Below are 16,789 nucleotides of genomic sequence, written 5' to 3'. Positions count from 1 at the left end.
TACAAATAGATCAATATTTAAACACATTTAACAAATTAGTTATCTCTTGAAGATTGAAACGGAATTCATATCTTCTGGTGATATTGGTTAATTATCAGATAGTTAATTGATATTAGCAGTAAGACCATATGGAACAATGGAGTCATTAATGGATCAGGATCCAGTCGCATCTTTACCTACACCCATTCGGTCATTTGTCCGCATAGTGGAAACAATAAATCGAAGAATTGGTCGGTTCGCCATGTACCTCGTCTTTGTGATGATAGGCATTTTACTTTACTCATCTATTTCAAAGACCTTCTTTTTCCCTTCCCTTTGGACATTGGAAATGGCTCAGTTTGTTATGGTGGCTTTCTATATGCTTGGCGGTCCTTACTCCATGCAACTAAATAGCCACGTAAGAATGGATTTGATCTACGGTAGCTGGAGTCCGAAAAAGAAAGCCATTATTGATAGCATCACTATCATCATGCTGCTGGTCTACCTTTCAATACTGTTGTACGGCGGAATATCGAGCACCAGTTACGCACTTGAATACGGTGAACGAAGCTATTCCGCTTGGCGCCCCTATATGTCTCCCATAAAGATCATTATGTGTCTCAGTATCGTGTTAATGCTTTTACAAGCCATTGCAGTCTGGTTCAGAGACATCGCCACCATTATGTATGGTGACAACTCTGAAAATGCGGAGGCGCAATCATGAGTTACGAAATGATCGCCCTGCTGATGTTCTCCGCCATGATGTTAATGCTGCTAACTGGTCAACGTGTTTTTGCCGTTATCGGATCCATTGCGGTTATCGCTGCCCTTCTCCTTTGGGGAGATGGCGGATCTGAAATAGCCTTTAGCTCTGCCATTAAACTGATGAAATGGTACCCATTGTTGACCCTTCCGCTTTTCATATACATGGGCTACATGCTGTCAGAATCAGGAATTGCGGAAGATCTATATCGAATGTTCCATGTATGGATGGGACCACTCAATGGCGGTTTGGCCATCGGCACGATTGGATTAATGGTCGTGATATCTGCTATGAACGGATTGAGCGTAGCGGGGATGGCAATTGGCGCAAGTATCGCCCTGCCAGAACTGCTAAGACGTGGTTACGACAAGATCATGGTCACTGGCGTCATCCAGGCGGGGAGCTCTCTGGGCATTCTTGTTCCCCCAAGCGTCGTTTTGGTCCTTTATGGCATGATCGCTCGGCAACCTGTTGGGCAACTTTGGCTCGCTGGCGTTTTTCCAGGGCTCTTAATGGCCACGCTGTTCATCATTTATATTGTCATTCGTTGCAAAATTCAGCCAAACCTCGGTCCTGCGTTACCCGAAGAAGAACGCAACGTCAGCTTTAAAGAAAAGTTACTCTTACTACGCGCAGGTATTACCCCACTTCTGATTTTTGTTTCCATGACTGGGCTGTTTTTGATGGGCGTAACAAGCTTAGTCGAAAGCTCCGCCGTCGGAGCAACCGCAGCGACGATTGCCGCGATTGCAAAAAAACGATTAAACCGTTCTGTAATGGAAGAAACACTGCGTAAAACGCTCGCGATTAGCTGCATGTTTATGTGGATTATCTTGGCAGCACTTTGCTTTGGGGCCGTTTTCGATGGAATTGGTGCCGTAAAAGCCATCGAAGGCTTCTTTATTGACCGCCTCAACCTAACCCCTTGGCAAGTGTTGATTTTAATGCAGCTCTCTTACCTTCTAATGGGAACATTTTTAGACGACACCGCCATGTTGGTCATCGTCGCTCCATTGTATGTTCCTTTAGTTGGCGCATTAGGGTTCGATTTGCTCTGGTATGGTGTGCTTTACACCATCACATGCCAAATCGCGTACATGACGCCCCCCTTTGGCTACAACTTATTCTTAATGCGAGCCATGGCTCCACCTGAAGTTTCCTTGAAGGATATCTACCTCTCAATCATTCCTTTTGTCTTGATTATGATTTTTGGATTGATTCTGGTGATGGCCTTCCCACAACTGGCTTTGTGGCTACCTGAGTACCACTACAGCCGATGAAACATAACCTTAAGTGACACCCTTACACTTGGACAAGGACACCCATTCCATGGAGGAATAAAACATGTCTAGTAGAAGAGATTTCCTTAAAAAAGCAGGTGCGGTATCTGCTGCGGGTGCGACGGCGATTGTCGGCGCTCCTGCCATCGCAAACAGCAAAAAAACCATTAAATGGCGTTTGCAAACCTACGCTGGACCAGCATTGGGCGAGCACGTTATCAAACCAGCCGTCGATGCTTTTAACAAAGCCGCAAATGGCGAAATGGTTATCGAGCTGTTTTATGCCGATCAGCTAGTACCTACTGGTGAGCTTTTCCGTGCGATGCAAAGAGGAACCATCGACGCAGTACAAAGTGATGATGACTCTATCGCTGCGCCTGTGGATGTGTCCGTATTCGGAGGTTACTTCCCATTTGCTACCCGTTACAGCCTAGATGTCCCCGTACTCTTTGAGCAGTACGGGTTGAAAGAGATATGGCAAGAGGCGTATGGCGAGGTAAAAGGCGTGACATGGCTATCTGCTGGCGCATGGGATCCTTGTCATTTCGCGACTGTAGAACCCATTAAAAGCCTCGCTGACTTAAAAGGTAAACGCGTATTTACCTTCCCTACCGCTGGGCGGTTCTTGTCTCGCTTCGGTGTCATTCCCGTCACTCTCCCTTGGGAAGACGTGGAAGTCGCGATTCAAACAGGCGAGCTTGATGGCATTGCTTGGTCAGGAATTACAGAAGACTACACCGTAGGTTGGGCAGACGTGACCAAGTACTTCTTAACCAACAACATCTCTGGCGCGTGGTGCGGATCCTTCTTTGCCAATAGCGAACGTTGGGACGCCCTACCTGAACACCTCAAAACACTGTGGAGACTTTGTATGGACAGTTCCCACTACTACCGACAGCACTGGTATTGGGGTGGAGAAGCTAAACTTCGTGTAGAAGGCGACAAACTTGCGCTCACCACCATTCCAGATGAAGAGTGGAAAACCGTCGAGCAGGAAGCGCTTAAATTCTGGGATGAAATCGCGAAAACCAGCCCTAGAACTAAGCGTGTGGTGGAGATATTTAAGAAATACGCCGCAGATATGGAGAAAGCAGGAAAGCCATATCGCTACAGCTAACAGGGTATAGCACCGGCTTGATTTAGCCGGTGCTTAGAGGATTGTAAAATGGATGCAAGATCAGTTAAAACCATCGAAGACGCCAAAAAAATTGTTGAAGAACGTGGTCTTACTCACGTCAAAGTTGGGCTGTTCGATAACGATGGGATTATGCGTGGGAAGTACATGTCAAAAGGCAAGTTCTTTTCATCTCTCGATAAAGGCTTTGCTTTTTGTGATGTCGTTCTGGGTTGGGATTCAAAAGACCAACTCTACGACAACACCACATTTACTGGGTGGCACACAGGATACCCAGATGCACCGGTTAAAATTCTGCCAGAGACATGTCGAGACGTATTGGATGAAGACGGCATGCTTCTATTTATCGCAGAGTTCGACGAGAAAGCTGCCAACGTTTGCCCAAGAGGCACACTGGAGCGCATCCTTAAAAAGTTCGATGATTTAGGTTTAAACGCCTTTGCCGCGTTTGAATATGAGTTTTTCGTTTTTAACGAAACGTCCAAATCCGTCCGAGAAAAAAACTACAACAATTTGGAACCTATAACACCAGATTGGTTCGGTTACTCCATGATCCGAAACTCCACCTATCTAGAGTTATATCAGCAATTGATCGACCTTGGTGAAACGATGGATTTTCCTATTGAAGGGATCCATTCAGAAACGGGGCCTGGAGTATTGGAAGCAGCGCTTGAAGTCGATAAAGCGATGGAATCCGCTGACAAAGCGGCGTTATTCAAGACTTACACAAAAGTTCTCGCCCAGAGAAATGACCTAATGGCGACCTTTATGGCGAAATGGAGCAACGACTACCCTGGTCAAAGTGGGCATATCCACATTTCGCTGCAAAACAAAGACGGCAGTTCCGCTTTTTACGACCCAAAAGGCGAACACAATATGAGTACGCTACAACGTCACTTCGTGGCAGGTTTACAGCGCTTAATGCCTGACTTTTTATGCATGGTCGCCCCTACGATCAACAGCTATCGCAGAATGATTCCCGGCTTTTGGGCACCCACCCACTCCACATGGGCAGTAGAAAACCGAACCACGTCTTTACGCGTTATTCCCGGCTCGCCGAGCAGTCAAAGAGTGGAATACCGAATTGGAGCCGCCGACGGTAACCCCTACCTCGCGCTGGCTGCTGCTTTGGCTTCCGGACTGTGCGGAATCATGAATAAGTGGGAACCCGGTGAACCCATCGTTGGAAACGCTTACGAACAGGATATTCCTGAAGACTTAAAGCTCCCTGCAACACTCTGGGATGCTGCTCAACGCTTGAAGGGTTCTCAGCACGCGCGGGATATGTTTGGCGATGAGTTTGTGGACCACTTTGCCGCCTCTCGTGAATGGGAAGAACGGGAATTCAGAAAAGCGGTAACGGATTGGGAAATGAAGCGCTACTTCGAAATTATTTAAGCTTATTCCGTCGATATTGAAAAGAGCGAACACAAAAGAAGGTATAGGAAAACATGGAACAGAAAACCCTATCGCCGATCAATGGCAATGTCTGCGTCACACGCACATTAGCATGCGAAGAAGACATCGCACTTGCCATTGATAAAGCCAACAAAGCCCAAAAGGAATGGCAGGCAACACCTCTAAAGACAAGAAAAGCGATTTGCAAACAAGCCATCGAAAATTTTGTTGCAAACAAAGCGGTCCTTGCGGAAGAAATTACCATGATGATGGGCAGACCCATTTCGTACACGCAAGGCGAGATCATGGGCGTTGAAGAGCGTGCGCTCTCAATGATCGAACAATCCGACAAAGCCCTTGAAACCATCACGCTACCTGAGAAAAAAGGATTCTCCCGCTACATCAAGCGTGTCCCAGTTGGAAACGTTTTGATCATCGCACCATGGAATTATCCGTATTTGACAGCCATCAACGCTGTGATTCCGGCCTTACTTGCTGGGAATACCGTGATCTTGAAACATTCCGCTCAAACCCCTTTGTGCTCAGAACGGTTAGTGGAAGCATTTAAAGGGACTGGTATACCTATTGGCACCTTTCAATATTTACATACAGACCATGCTTCCACTGAAAAACTCATTCAAAACCCCAGTATTCATTACGTTGCGTTTACGGGTTCTGTTGCTGGTGGTGAAATGGTGGAACGTAATGCCGCAGGTCGGTTCATTGGTGTTGGGTTAGAACTTGGCGGCAAAGACCCCGCCTATGTAAGAGCTGACGCCAACCTAGACGACGCGGCTGAAACCTTAGTCGATGGTGCGTTTTTTAATTCTGGTCAATCTTGTTGCGGAATAGAGCGAATCTATGTTCATGAATCGGTTCACGATGCATTCGTTGAAAAAGCCGTCGCTCTGGCTAAATCGTATCAGCTCGATGATCCTAATCATTCAGATACAACGCTTGGTCCAATGGTGCGTACTGCGGCTGCCGATTTTGTGCGAGAACAAGTTAATGATGCTTTGTCTAAAGGGGCGATCCCACACATTGATGAATCACACTTCCCAATGAGTCAGGAAGGCACCCCCTATCTCGCCCCACAGATTTTAACCAATGTCGACCACTCTATGAGTGTTATGACAGAAGAATCCTTTGGACCCGTTGTTGGCGTTCAATCGGTAGGCAGCGATGAAGAAGCCATTCAATTGATGAACGACAGTGACTTTGGGCTCACCGCTTCCATATTTTCTACTGATGAAGAAACCGCAAGCCAACTCGGTGAAGACGTTCAAACTGGCACTTTTTTTGTCAATCGCTGTGACTATCTTGATCCACAGCTGGCATGGACAGGTGTTAAAAATTCCGGTCGGGGGTGCACCTTATCTCCAATAGGTTTTGAAATGCTAACGAGACCGAAATCTTTCAACATTAAATCTTTGGGAGAGAAATAATGACACATGCAAACTGGAACTACCCAACCGCAATTAGCGTTGGAGAAGGCTGTTTGGACTCACTGGCCGAACACTGTAAACGCCTTAACATGTCGTCTCCCTTATTGGTCACCGATCCATTCTTAGCGGACTTAGACATCGTGAGAAATGCGATATCAAACTGCCAATCACACGGTGTTTCAGTGGGTTTATTTGCCGACATTCAAGGCAACCCAACCGATACCAATGTCAATCGTGGAATTGAGGCTTTCAATAACGGAAAACACGATGGCATTGTTGCGTTTGGAGGTGGTTCTAGCCTAGACGCAGCCAAAGCTATCGCACTTTGCGCCAAACAAAGTCTTCCACTATGGTGCTTTGAGGATGTCGGTGACAATTGGATGCAAGCCGATGAAAGCAAAATAGTCCCAGTAATAGCGATTCCTACCACAGCGGGTACAGGGTCTGAAGTGGGCAGAGCATCTGTGATTACCGACTCTCAAACTCACGTAAAAAAAATCATCTTTCACCCGAAAATGATGCCCGTGCAGGTGTTGCTCGACCCCAACGTTACTGTAGGGCTACCAAATCACATTACAGCGGCAACAGGTATGGATGCGCTCTCGCACAGCTTAGAAGCTTATTGCGCTCCCGGTTATCACCCAATGGCTGATGGCATCGCGGTTGAGTCAATAAAACTCGTAAAGCACTACTTGTATCGAGCATATCTAGATGGAGCGGACATCGAAGCGAGAACTCAACTCCTCGTCGCCTCAAGCATGGGAGCGACGGCATTTCAAAAAGGGTTAGGTGCAATGCATGCCTTAGCGCATACCCTAGGCGGGTTATACGATAAACATCACGGACTGCTAAATGCCATTCTGATGCCCTACGTTCTGGAAGCCAATCGCGACAAGATCGAAGATAAAATGTTGGTGCTCGCAAGATCGCTTTCTCTCCAATCCCCCAGCTTCGACGCCGTACTTGGGTGGGTTTTGGGAATGCGTAAAACGCTAAACATCCCACACACTTTAGCGGAAATAGAGCTAGACGGAAGCGATGCAAAGCGAATTGGCGAGCTCGCCGTCCTTGATGCTGCGGCAGGTGGAAATCCGATTTTATTCAGCGCTGAAGAGTATTCGAATCTGTTTATGCACGCTCTGACAGGTCAACCCATGAATCAACCAACCTCGTAGCGGTGAAGACTATGAAAATCGGTATACTGATCTGTGATGACGTCAATCCTAAGTTAGAGCCAGATCATGGCAGCTATAAAGATATGTTTACACGACTTCTGCATGCTGTAGATGAAACACTTCAGCTTCGGTTCTATTGGGTCAATCATTCCGAATTTCCTGACGATATTTCCGAATGTGATGCCTATATTACTTCCGGTAGTAAATCTGGTGTCATGGATAGCGATCAATGGATCCAAGAGCTAGAGAATCTGGTTCGTCAGATCCACCAGAATCATATACCTTTCATTGGGATATGTTTTGGTCATCAATTATTGGCTAAAGCGCTGGGAGGGCAAGTTGACAGGGCCGAGGTCGGCTGGGGAGTCGGTACGGCAATTGCTAAAATCGTCGCCCCCTACCCTTGGATGCACCCATACCAAGACACGGTAAACCTACTGGTTAGCCACCAAGATCAAGTTATATCAATGCCAGACGATGGTCAGGTTGTCGCGGGGAACGATTTCTGCCCCGTGTCCATTATGGTGGTGGGGAAAAGCTCACTTGGGATTCAGGCACATCCAGAATTTTGCGCGCCCTATTCAAAAGCCTTAATAGAGGTACGAAAAGACGCGATTCCAAAGCCTGTTCAAGACAAAGGCTTAGCGTCTTTAAAACTGCCGACAGACGGCTTGCTGGTTACTCAGTGGATGCTGAATTTCATTAAGCATGCCAGCCCCAAGTGAGGATGTTTGGCTAAGAATACTGGAAAGGTACGCTATCAGATTAACGAGTGTTTTCTAGAGAAGACTGCAAAATAGTCAGCTCCGACTGCACTAAGAAATCCTCGCTATCGACTTCTAGCTTAGTGGTTAGCTCTTTGGCATCAGCATGTTGGCCCGAGTGAATCTTCCAGTAAATCAAATCGAGAAGAATACTCGTCTCTGCGCGGCGCGATCCTACCATTTCATTGATCGCCAATGCTTCTTCCAAAGCAGTGATACGCACCTTAGTCTCTAGATTTTGACTTCGACTAAAGCGAAGCAATGCCATCATCTTTTGAGGGAAACTGGTTTGATTTGTATGGTTACTTACCGTTAACTCCGCTCCCGCGACTGGCGTGTGCCAAGGTGGTGCTCCTACGCTCGGAATTGCATCAGAACCTAACGGAGAGTGCTCAAGACGCTGCCGATTCAACAAATAACCCAAGTAGTAATCAATTTCCTTGCCTTGTTCCAACCAAAAGTAGTTGGCACCTATCACTTCAGAATAATGGCTTTGGGATAAATGCATCTCTGCTTTATCTAACTCACCTTTTCTCATCCACATTTCCGCTAGCCACAAATGCGACATTGCAATAACAATAGGATCGGGTGAGCTCTCTAATAGAGACTGCAGGTTTATTTGTGCTTCTTCTCTATTCCCGAGTTCCAATTGGCAAATGGCGTATTGAAGTACACTCCACTCGTGAGACAAATCAATCGTATACGAGGCAGCGAAATAATGCTGAGCAAGTTTGCATCCTCGCTGACTTAACGCGTGCTGCCCTTTCGCATACTCGTGCATCGCATTCACTTCAAACTCATATTCAGGTAACACAGCAACGTTCTTTGCAGGGCGCAGCAAGTGCACAATACTAGACGCTATGCTCGGCATGCTAAGTGCCAAGTCTTGTTTTTCTATTTCGCCAGATGTTTGATTTAGCTGCTCATCCAAAATGGTATAGGAAATTATCTGTCTTCCCTGCTTTAACGATACGGAAGCAAAGATCGCAACATTTACGCTGGAAGAGGAAAAATCATTACTTCGCCAATCTTCAAGGGCTTTACGCTTTGCTTTGACTTGGTTAGGTGGATAAACCTGAACATCTGGATACAGCATAAGATCGGTGGCAAGCATGTCGCTTAAGCCATATTCAATCCAATGATAGGAATCAAGCTGGGTGGCATTTTCAAAGGGCAACACCGCTACTCTGATTTTTCTGTCAGAGAAATCCATCGAGCCCTCTTGGTTGAACACCCAAAGTAGCGTCGCAAGAATTAAGAGTACAACAGACAGTGCGGCAAAGCTGTTTCTCCGCCAGTGTGATGGTTGTTCATCCACTGGTGTAATGGCCGCAATCCATTTGTAGCCTTGATTAGGAATCGTTCGAACAAACCTAGGGCTAGAAGCCGAATCCCCCAGTAGCTTTCTCAGCTCCAATACGCTCTGAGATAAGGACCGCTCTCGATAATCTCCATTGGTCCAAAGCGCAGCTAAGAGCTCTTCTTTAGAGATAATGCGTTCAGGGTTTTCAAGAAAATAGCAGAGAAGTTGGTGGACTTTATTGCGAACAGCGACGGGTTCATCATTAAGTATTAGGCACTCTTTCTCAGCATCAAACCTGTATTCCCCAAACTGAATCATAAATCCCTTTCTATATTTCATCGAATAGCTCAGAAGGTAAGAAGACTATCGCGAGCGAACTGTTCTTTCAATCAAGAATCAAAGAATAAGCTGATCACTCTAATTGACAATCAATGCACCTTATTTTGAAGAAGATAAATCTAAATTTGACATCTTTTGTAATCTCTTGCTTTTGAATTGATATCATTTTTAGTCATTTTAATTGAACAAGAAGCCTAGGCAATGCACCTTGAAAATCACATAAAACAAGGAGTTTAAAATGAAAAAGACGGTTTTTATATGCACTGGATTATTGTTCTCAGCAGCCACTTTTACCACCAAAGTATTCGCAACGGAGAACTTGGTTTTTGTGCATGGAGCTCACTTCAATGCCGAATCTTGGAAACAGGTATCGGGTTCCTTATCTTCTAATATCCAACCAGTCTTCGTGGATCTGCCAGGACGAATGGAATCGGAAAATGCCGAAATCATCACACTCAGTTCATCTGCAAAATCATTGTGTAGGGAAATCAAAGCACTGGAGGGTAACATCCATTTTGCTGCACACAGCCAAGGGGGCGCAATCGTCAACCAAGCCGTGGGATTATGCCCTTCGAATCAATTCCAATCCATCACCTACATAACGGCAGTTGCTCCTCAACAGGGGGAAACGGCATTCGGTTCGCTGAGTAAACAAGACGAAGCGAATTATTTTGAAGGTGTTCGTTACAACGAAACAAGCCACCGAATGGTCATCGGAGATAGCACCAAGTTTGCAGAAACCTTCGCACAGGACGCGAACGAAAAGCAAAAGGACATACTCCAACGCCTTTCCCTTTCTGAGCCCGCACATATAGCAGAAGAAAAGGTGGCATTTGAACCTTCTAATATGGAACGCATCAAGAAGCATTACGTCTTCGCTAGTAACGACAAAATCATTTCACTGGAATCTCAGCTTAAGATAGCCAAAAACGCACAAATCAAAAGTGTGTACGCCATGCAGACAGGGCATCTCCCCATGCTTACAGACAGCGAAGGACTCGCCCGGATATTGAATTCAATTGTTCTATACCCAAGTCAAAAATAATCGGAGCTAATTTATTACGAACGTAATGTGAGTGCGGAGCTAAAAGTAAAACGAGGATAAAAGTAAAAGAAGATAGCAGTACATCGGACGTAAAAGAAAAAAACCGAGCGTAAAGCACGCTCGGTTTTAAAAAGGTTTTGTTCGGCAAACGGTGACTAATCGTAATTCAAGTAACTTAGGGGGAACTCTAGCCGAACAAAATTCTTATGCGTTTAGGTTTTTCATTGCCGCGGCAACTTTATCAACCTTACCAACACCAACGATAACTTGGATAGATGTTTTACCCAGTTTAACCACACCAGCGGCACCTAGTGCTTTCAATGCTTCGTCGCTGATATTTTCTGTGCTCTTCACTTCAAGACGTAGGCGTGTAATACAGTTGTCGATCGTCACCAGGTTTTCTTTACCACCTAGCTCTGAAATGTATTTAGCCGCCAACTGATCGATGTTCTCTGCACCTTCTTCAGCCATTTCTTCACCACGGCCAAGTGTCTTAAGGTTGAACTTAGCGATAGCAACTCTGAATAGCACGTAGTAAAGCAAACCAAAGACTAAGCCCTGAGGGATCAGCATGTACCATTGGGTTGCTAGAGGGTTTTGGCTACTAAGAACGAAGTCGACAAGACCAGCGGAGAAACCGAATCCGGCCATCCACTCCATCGAAGCTGCGATGAACAAGCTGATGCCCGTTAGGACAGCGTGAATCAAAAACAGTACAGGTGCAAGGAACATGAATGAGAATTCAAGCGGTTCGGTAATACCTGTGAAGAAAGAAGCAGCACCTGCCGCCAACATAACAGAGAATACTTTGCCTTTGTTTTTCTTATCTGCGCTGTGGTAAATCGCCAACGCTGCCGCAGGTAGACCAAACATCATGATAGGGAAGAAACCCGCTTGATACATACCAGTAACACCAGGAGTCGCCGTGCCATTTGCAATAGATTGAGCACCACCTAGGAAGTTAGGAATATCATTGATGCCAACTACGTCAAACCAAAATACTGGGTACAACGCGTGGTGCATACCAACTGAAAGGAAAAGACGGTTTAGGAAACCGAACAAGCCAGCGCCTAGAGGGCCGAGATCTTGCAGTGCCGTGCCAAGAGAAAGTAGCGCATTAAAAATAACAGGCCATACCGTCATTAGGATAAACGACAGAACCATACCAGCGATGGACGTTAGGATAGGAACCAAACGCTTACCACTAAAGAACGCAAGGAACTTAGGCAATTCTACGTGTGAGAATCGGTTGTATATTTCAGCAGATATAATACCTACAACAATACCTACAAACTGGTTAGCAACGCGGTCAAATGCCATGTTGACATCGTCAGCTGAGATTCCTTGAAGCTGAGCTAACGTCGCAGGAGAGAGCAACGTAGTCACTACCAACCACATAACAAAACCCGACAAAGCTGCCGAGCCATCTTTATCTTTAGACAAACCGAACGCAACACCAACCGCAAACAATACTGCCATGTTGTCGATGATGGCGGCACCCGATTTAATTAAAAAGGCAGCAAGTACACTTTCACTGCCCCAACCAACTGGGTCTAACCAGTAACCTACACCCATCAAAATTGCAGCAGCAGGCAAAGTCGCTACCGGCACCATAAGTGCCTTACCAACTTTCTGCATATAACCTAATACGCTCATTTAAATCCTCAAGAAGTATTTCAAAATCTTTGGCGGATTTTACAAACGTAATTTTACGACGCAAAAAAACTCATCACTATTGTGCCTAATGTCACTATTATCAATAAAAACAACTCTTACCATAGGGTTTTTATTGATATTTTTATCTGCTAAAAGTATAATAGCCAGGTTTAACATCCAGTTAAAATCATATTAACAGTATTATAAATACCACTCAGGTATAGATATTTCGCAGCATGTAATTTCATTTAAGAATTCAAATTGATCGTTCAAACCCTCAGGTAAAACGTCATATGTAAAAACGCCAAAGGTATTAACTTTGGCGTCATAGTGAAAAATAAAGTGTTTAAGCTAATCGCCTAAACTCAAGAAAAATATTAAGCCAACTTAAATCGATTGATCATCCTCATCATGTCTTCAGAGACTTGGCTTAACTCTTCACTTGCCGCTGCCATCTGAGTCGACTCGCTGGCTAAAGAGTTTGACCCATCATTCAAACTGGACACATTTTGGTTAATGCTGTTTACCGTGACGGTTTGCTCTTCTGTAGCTGCGGATATTTGCTGATTCATTCCTTGGATAGCATGAACTTCTTGCGCAATTTCATTCAGCGCATCACCAGCTGAAGAAGAAATCTCTGACGTATTGGTTGCCTTTTTAGCCCCCTTACTCATGACACCTACCGCCTGTTCTGCACCTTCTTGCAACTTCTCGATGATGGTTTGAATTTCAATCGTGGATTCCTGAGTTCGTAAGGAGAGCGTTCTCACTTCATCAGCTACCACGGCGAAACCTCGCCCAGCTTCACCTGCACGCGCAGCCTCTATCGCCGCGTTCAATGCAAGTAAGTTCGTTTGCTCCGCGATACCCCTGATCACTTCAAGAACGGTATCAACATTTCGGCTGTCAGTAGCAAGCTGAGTGATGACCTGACTGGCTTCTCCGATGTCCTCTGCTAATAGCTGTGATTCACGGATGTTACGTTGGATTATCACCAAACTCTGTTCCGTTTGTTTTGCCGCCTTCACACTGTAATCTGAAGCGTCTACAGTACGCCCAGCCACTTCCTCAACTGCTGTAAGCATTTCACTCATTGCACCTGCCAGTTGGGAAGTATCACTTTGCTGTTGATTCAAATTTACATCAACCGACGACACCGACGAAGAAAGCTGATTGGCAGATGCAGCCAATTGTGTACCCGCATCGCTAACACTTCTCATGATCTCCTGAATTGAGCTAACAAAACGGTTAAAGTACTGCGCAAGCTCGATAAGCTCCTGACTTCCCTCTTCCTTCAAACGTTGCGTTAAATCACCTTCACCGCTTGATAAATCGCGCATAGCAGCAACGGTTTTATTAATTGGTGTAGTAATGGTCTTCACGAAATACGCGATCAGTGCAGAAAGCACAATCAGAATCATACCTGCATTGGTCATGGATATGATTTGCGACTGCTGAATATCTCGCTCAAGTGAGCTCATGTTAATGCCAGTACCAATCATCCATCCCCACTCATGGAAATAGTCGGCATAACTTGTTTTTGGAGAAAGCTCTGTCGCATCTGGTGATGTTTTCCACATGTAATCGACAAACCCGCCTCCTTGTTTACCTGTCGAGTAGAGCTCTTCTACGAACAGTTTGCCATTCCCGTCTTTCAGTGGAAGGATATTGGTACCAAGCAATCGCTTCAGTCCCGACGCCAACTGAATGCCGTCTTTGTCTGCAACAAATATGTAGTTTCCGTTATCAAATCGCATTGCGGATATCGACTCTAACGACAACCTCTGCGCTTCTTCTGTCGACATTGAGCCATTCAAGCTTTGTGCATGGTAATAGTTAAGAACGCCTACCGCCCCTTCGACTATTTGCTGAACACCGCGCTCGTAGTTTGCGCGCATATGCTTTTTCGTTGCTGATGCATCCAACAGCGAATTTGCGATTAACCCAACAGCAAACAGAACCAAAATCATCCATGCACGCATACTTATGGGTGCGTTTTTTAGAGAAAAGTTCATAGTGTCTCCTCGTTACTCATGCGGACCAGTGACATTCTCACTGGCGTAGCAAAACTCATGGCTCTCATACAGCTGACGCAGTGCATCTCTGCATTTTTTTTCATCTTTTGCATTGTCTTCAAAATGCTGAATGACGGTTTGAAACTGCTGCAAAATTTGACGAGAGCTTTCTTCCGATTTTTGGCAGACACCATGAGCGTCTTGTAACTTTTTATGCGACAGCTTTTTTCCCTGCGCACGTTTAAAAACACTATTCATAGCTAACCCCTGACGTTGTTTTTGTACGGTTCACTGTGTGTATACTCAACCCATGGTCCAGTCATAGCGGTATACAGGTGACGTTAATTATCAAATTTATAAACATTAACTCTATTCAGTGCGCAATCGGGTAAATAGACTTTGCTATTTTTCACATGGAGCAAGTAAGGCAGCCATAGTTGGCCTTTTTCTCTATCGGCTCCAAAACCACTGAATGATTCGACATACTCTCCAGAACACTTGAAGATTTTTATTGCTCGGTTCACGAGATCGGAAACAAACAGGTATCCGTTTTCGTGGTCAATACTGGTAGGAAGCAAGAAGTTATCGTTGTTCGTTCCATACCCTTCTTTACCGAAGCTACGCACCCACTTTCCACTCTGATCGTATACTTCGATTCGGTTGTTATTCTGATCGGTTATAAAACTGATTCCGTTTGCATCGACAGTGATGTCAGATGGCGTATGGAATTCTCCATGCTCATCCCCAAGCTGCCCATAGGTATGAACTAAACCAGCTGCACCAGTTTCCGATAAGCGCCAACGGCAAATTCGATTATTGCCAGAATCTGCAATCAGAATGTCGTTGTTCGTTGGATCAACGGCGATACCTTGAGGTTTATTTAACTGCTCAGGGCTAGCGCCTAATCCACCAAAAACGGTATAAGGAACCAATTCACCTATTACATCGTTATATTGCAACACGGTGACAATTCCACTTAGGTAATTGCTGACTACAAGCAGTGGTACTTCAGGATCCAATTGACCTGGTAACGGCGTGCTAGGCGTTAATGCAGCGATGCCAAGCGAGCCCGGCAACATGGGTAAGCTTATCGGTCTCGCGGAATTGCTCTTTCCATCTTCAGTGGCTTGAAGTTGGTAATTTCCTGCGTCAACCATCCAGAGCAAATCCTCTGGATCATCAAATTTATCGTTTAAGAAAATTCGGATCATGGTTTGCTGCCATCGCTGAACCCATTCAGTTTGAGCAGACAACGCAATACTTAACCATGATGGAATACCAGCAGGCTGCATGGCTTTAAGCACTTGATCTTGTATCGAAAGCTGATGTTCTAACCAGTTTTGAATCGCAGGTGCGTCTCCTGTTTGCCCGCCGCCTTGCGCGGATGTCACGTCTCCAACAACAGAAGTTACAAAGTGAAGTTGTCCAGGATTGTCTCGTTCATCACCAACAGATTTCAGGACTTTTGTTGCCCGCGTTTTGCCTCCTTTCAAAGTGGCAAGATTGACTTTGTGCTTTTGGAGAGACGCAAGGAATGGTTCGGTAATCAGCATGGTTTGAGGTTCAGTCGATTCAGTGATCTGAACGGGTGCGAAAAATCCGTCCAGCTGCCCCATAAATTGACCATCGAGATTATATATTGAAATGACGTTTGGTCCCCCACCGGGAATCAATACGCGATTCTGAATGACTGAAACGCCACGAGATAAATCAAGACCATCGATATAGCATTTTCCGCGTTCACTAAAAACAATGCCTTTGCCTTGCCAATCACAGCGTACGACGGTTGCAAACCCTGTATTAGCAATATAGATATTACCCTGCTTATCCAAGCTTAACCCTTGAGGCCAGAGTAAATGAACGGGATCTCCTCCGTTTTCTGGGGTAATTTCATCGATCGTGTATTCAAAGTTGCCATCTTCGCTAAAAACCACAAGACGAGACTGGCTATCTGGTCCCTCATAAAATTCATCAGCGACACAGACTTTGCCTTCATGGACAACAATGCCATTCGGCCCTTTTAAGTCCACCTCGGGTTCATCACCAAATACTTTGATGGATTGAATATCGAGTTCTTCATTGTATTCAAGAATATGGACACGGAAGTTTCCAATGTCTGTAACGTATACCCAATTCTTTTCGGGGTGTGATAACAGCCTAAATGGCATGTTAAATTGCTGTGAGCCTTTACCTACAGTCCCAAAGCCGGCGAGAATTTGATCCATTTCTGAATCAAACACAAGGACACGATTGTGCGCGGTATCGGCTAACCAGATCCGACCGAAACGATCTACGCAACTACCGACAGGCGTGTTAAGCGAAAGGTGTCCAGAAGATGAACACGGCAGTTCTGGCAACTGATCGACTGTTGTGCCGATATAGCTGTGATATGCAATTCCCATAATACCTAGCCTATTTTAGTTTTTCTGTTCACGTTCTACCTAAAAAGAAGAATTCTCAGGTATACAATGATTTATATTTTTATGTGTACT

General features: G+C 45.3%; 13 protein-coding genes. 8 read left to right on the top strand and 5 right to left on the bottom strand.

Annotation, left to right across the window (positions count from 1 at the left end):
- Positions 1-148: 148 nt before the first annotated feature.
- The 7 genes from CW749_RS25615 to CW749_RS25585 all read left to right on the top strand — a co-directional run bounded on the left by CW749_RS25615 (position 149) and on the right by CW749_RS25585 (position 7,900).
- Complete coding sequence (locus tag CW749_RS25615; RefSeq protein ID WP_237322585.1) at positions 149-703, top strand: TRAP transporter small permease subunit; 555 nt, start codon at positions 149-151, stop codon at positions 701-703.
- Positions 700-2,022 carry a TRAP transporter large permease subunit gene (locus CW749_RS25610; protein WP_101115300.1) on the top strand — a complete coding sequence of 441 codons (1,323 nt, stop codon included), beginning with the start codon at positions 700-702 and terminating at the stop codon, positions 2,020-2,022. The genes CW749_RS25615 and CW749_RS25610 overlap by 4 nt, the downstream gene beginning before the upstream one ends.
- 64 nt (positions 2,023-2,086) lie before the next feature.
- A complete protein-coding gene (dctP, locus tag CW749_RS25605) occupies positions 2,087-3,139 on the top strand; it encodes a TRAP transporter substrate-binding protein DctP (protein WP_101115299.1) in 1,053 nt (350 codons plus the stop codon).
- 48 nt (positions 3,140-3,187) lie between these two features.
- Positions 3,188-4,555, top strand: a complete 1,368-nt coding sequence (locus CW749_RS25600) for a glutamine synthetase (protein WP_101115298.1) — start codon at positions 3,188-3,190, stop codon at positions 4,553-4,555.
- A 53-nt stretch (positions 4,556-4,608) separates the two neighbouring features.
- Positions 4,609-6,000 (top strand): aldehyde dehydrogenase family protein, encoded by a 1,392-nt coding sequence (locus tag CW749_RS25595; RefSeq protein WP_101115297.1) that lies wholly within the window; start codon positions 4,609-4,611, stop codon positions 5,998-6,000.
- The gene (locus CW749_RS25590) at positions 6,000-7,175 is read left to right on the top strand and encodes an iron-containing alcohol dehydrogenase (RefSeq protein ID WP_101115296.1); all 1,176 of its coding nucleotides are present in this window, start codon (positions 6,000-6,002) and stop codon (positions 7,173-7,175) included. Before CW749_RS25595 ends, CW749_RS25590 begins: the two co-directional genes overlap by 1 nt.
- Before the next feature lie 11 nt (positions 7,176-7,186).
- On the top strand, positions 7,187-7,900 hold the full coding sequence (locus CW749_RS25585) for a gamma-glutamyl-gamma-aminobutyrate hydrolase family protein (RefSeq protein WP_101115295.1): 714 nt from the start codon (positions 7,187-7,189) through the stop codon (positions 7,898-7,900).
- Between the two features lie 40 nt (positions 7,901-7,940).
- On the opposite strand, the gene CW749_RS25580 is transcribed toward CW749_RS25585, so the two are convergent.
- Positions 7,941-9,560: a winged helix-turn-helix domain-containing protein gene (locus CW749_RS25580; protein ID WP_180958496.1), complete on the bottom strand. Its 1,620-nt coding sequence runs from the start codon at positions 9,558-9,560 to the stop codon at positions 7,941-7,943.
- A 259-nt stretch (positions 9,561-9,819) separates the two neighbouring features.
- On the opposite strand from CW749_RS25580, the gene CW749_RS25575 reads away from it, so the two are divergent.
- Positions 9,820-10,626: an alpha/beta hydrolase gene (locus tag CW749_RS25575; protein WP_101115293.1), complete on the top strand. Its 807-nt coding sequence runs from the start codon at positions 9,820-9,822 to the stop codon at positions 10,624-10,626.
- A 204-nt stretch (positions 10,627-10,830) separates the two neighbouring features.
- On the opposite strand, the gene nagE is transcribed toward CW749_RS25575, so the two are convergent.
- The 4 genes from nagE to CW749_RS25555 all read right to left on the bottom strand — a co-directional run bounded on the left by nagE (position 10,831) and on the right by CW749_RS25555 (position 16,699).
- Complete coding sequence (gene nagE / locus CW749_RS25570; RefSeq protein WP_101115292.1) at positions 10,831-12,282, bottom strand: N-acetylglucosamine-specific PTS transporter subunit IIBC; 1,452 nt, start codon at positions 12,280-12,282, stop codon at positions 10,831-10,833.
- Positions 12,283-12,659: 377 nt separating this feature from the next.
- Positions 12,660-14,297 carry a methyl-accepting chemotaxis protein gene (locus tag CW749_RS25565; protein ID WP_101115291.1) on the bottom strand — a complete coding sequence of 546 codons (1,638 nt, stop codon included), beginning with the start codon at positions 14,295-14,297 and terminating at the stop codon, positions 12,660-12,662.
- A 12-nt stretch (positions 14,298-14,309) separates the two neighbouring features.
- Positions 14,310-14,555, bottom strand: a complete 246-nt coding sequence (locus tag CW749_RS25560; RefSeq protein ID WP_101115290.1) for a hypothetical protein — start codon at positions 14,553-14,555, stop codon at positions 14,310-14,312.
- A gap of 83 nt (positions 14,556-14,638) precedes the next feature.
- On the bottom strand, positions 14,639-16,699 hold the full coding sequence (locus CW749_RS25555; protein ID WP_101115289.1) for a beta-propeller fold lactonase family protein: 2,061 nt from the start codon (positions 16,697-16,699) through the stop codon (positions 14,639-14,641).
- Positions 16,700-16,789 lie beyond the last annotated feature (90 nt).

Origin of the sequence: Vibrio sp. vnigr-6D03, assembly GCF_002835515.1 — a bacterium.
Lineage (GTDB): Bacteria > Pseudomonadota > Gammaproteobacteria > Enterobacterales > Vibrionaceae > Vibrio > Vibrio penaeicida.
This window is presented reverse-complemented; position numbering and strand designations above follow the sequence as displayed.

Bases quoted from the DNA above. Each gene is read 5' to 3' on its own strand.
- CW749_RS25615 (WP_237322585.1), top strand. From the start codon at position 149: ATGGATCAGGATCCAGTCGCATCTTTACCTACACCCATTCGGTCATTT.
- CW749_RS25610 (WP_101115300.1), top strand. From the start codon at position 700: ATGAGTTACGAAATGATCGCCCTGCTGATGTTCTCCGCCATGATGTTA.
- dctP (WP_101115299.1), top strand. From the start codon at position 2,087: ATGTCTAGTAGAAGAGATTTCCTTAAAAAAGCAGGTGCGGTATCTGCT.
- CW749_RS25600 (WP_101115298.1), top strand. From the start codon at position 3,188: ATGGATGCAAGATCAGTTAAAACCATCGAAGACGCCAAAAAAATTGTT.
- CW749_RS25595 (WP_101115297.1), top strand. From the start codon at position 4,609: ATGGAACAGAAAACCCTATCGCCGATCAATGGCAATGTCTGCGTCACA.
- CW749_RS25590 (WP_101115296.1), top strand. From the start codon at position 6,000: ATGACACATGCAAACTGGAACTACCCAACCGCAATTAGCGTTGGAGAA.
- CW749_RS25585 (WP_101115295.1), top strand. From the start codon at position 7,187: ATGAAAATCGGTATACTGATCTGTGATGACGTCAATCCTAAGTTAGAG.
- CW749_RS25580 (WP_180958496.1), bottom strand. From the start codon at position 9,560: ATGATTCAGTTTGGGGAATACAGGTTTGATGCTGAGAAAGAGTGCCTA.
- CW749_RS25575 (WP_101115293.1), top strand. From the start codon at position 9,820: ATGAAAAAGACGGTTTTTATATGCACTGGATTATTGTTCTCAGCAGCC.
- nagE (WP_101115292.1), bottom strand. From the start codon at position 12,282: ATGAGCGTATTAGGTTATATGCAGAAAGTTGGTAAGGCACTTATGGTG.
- CW749_RS25565 (WP_101115291.1), bottom strand. From the start codon at position 14,297: ATGAACTTTTCTCTAAAAAACGCACCCATAAGTATGCGTGCATGGATG.
- CW749_RS25560 (WP_101115290.1), bottom strand. From the start codon at position 14,555: ATGAATAGTGTTTTTAAACGTGCGCAGGGAAAAAAGCTGTCGCATAAA.
- CW749_RS25555 (WP_101115289.1), bottom strand. From the start codon at position 16,699: ATGGGAATTGCATATCACAGCTATATCGGCACAACAGTCGATCAGTTG.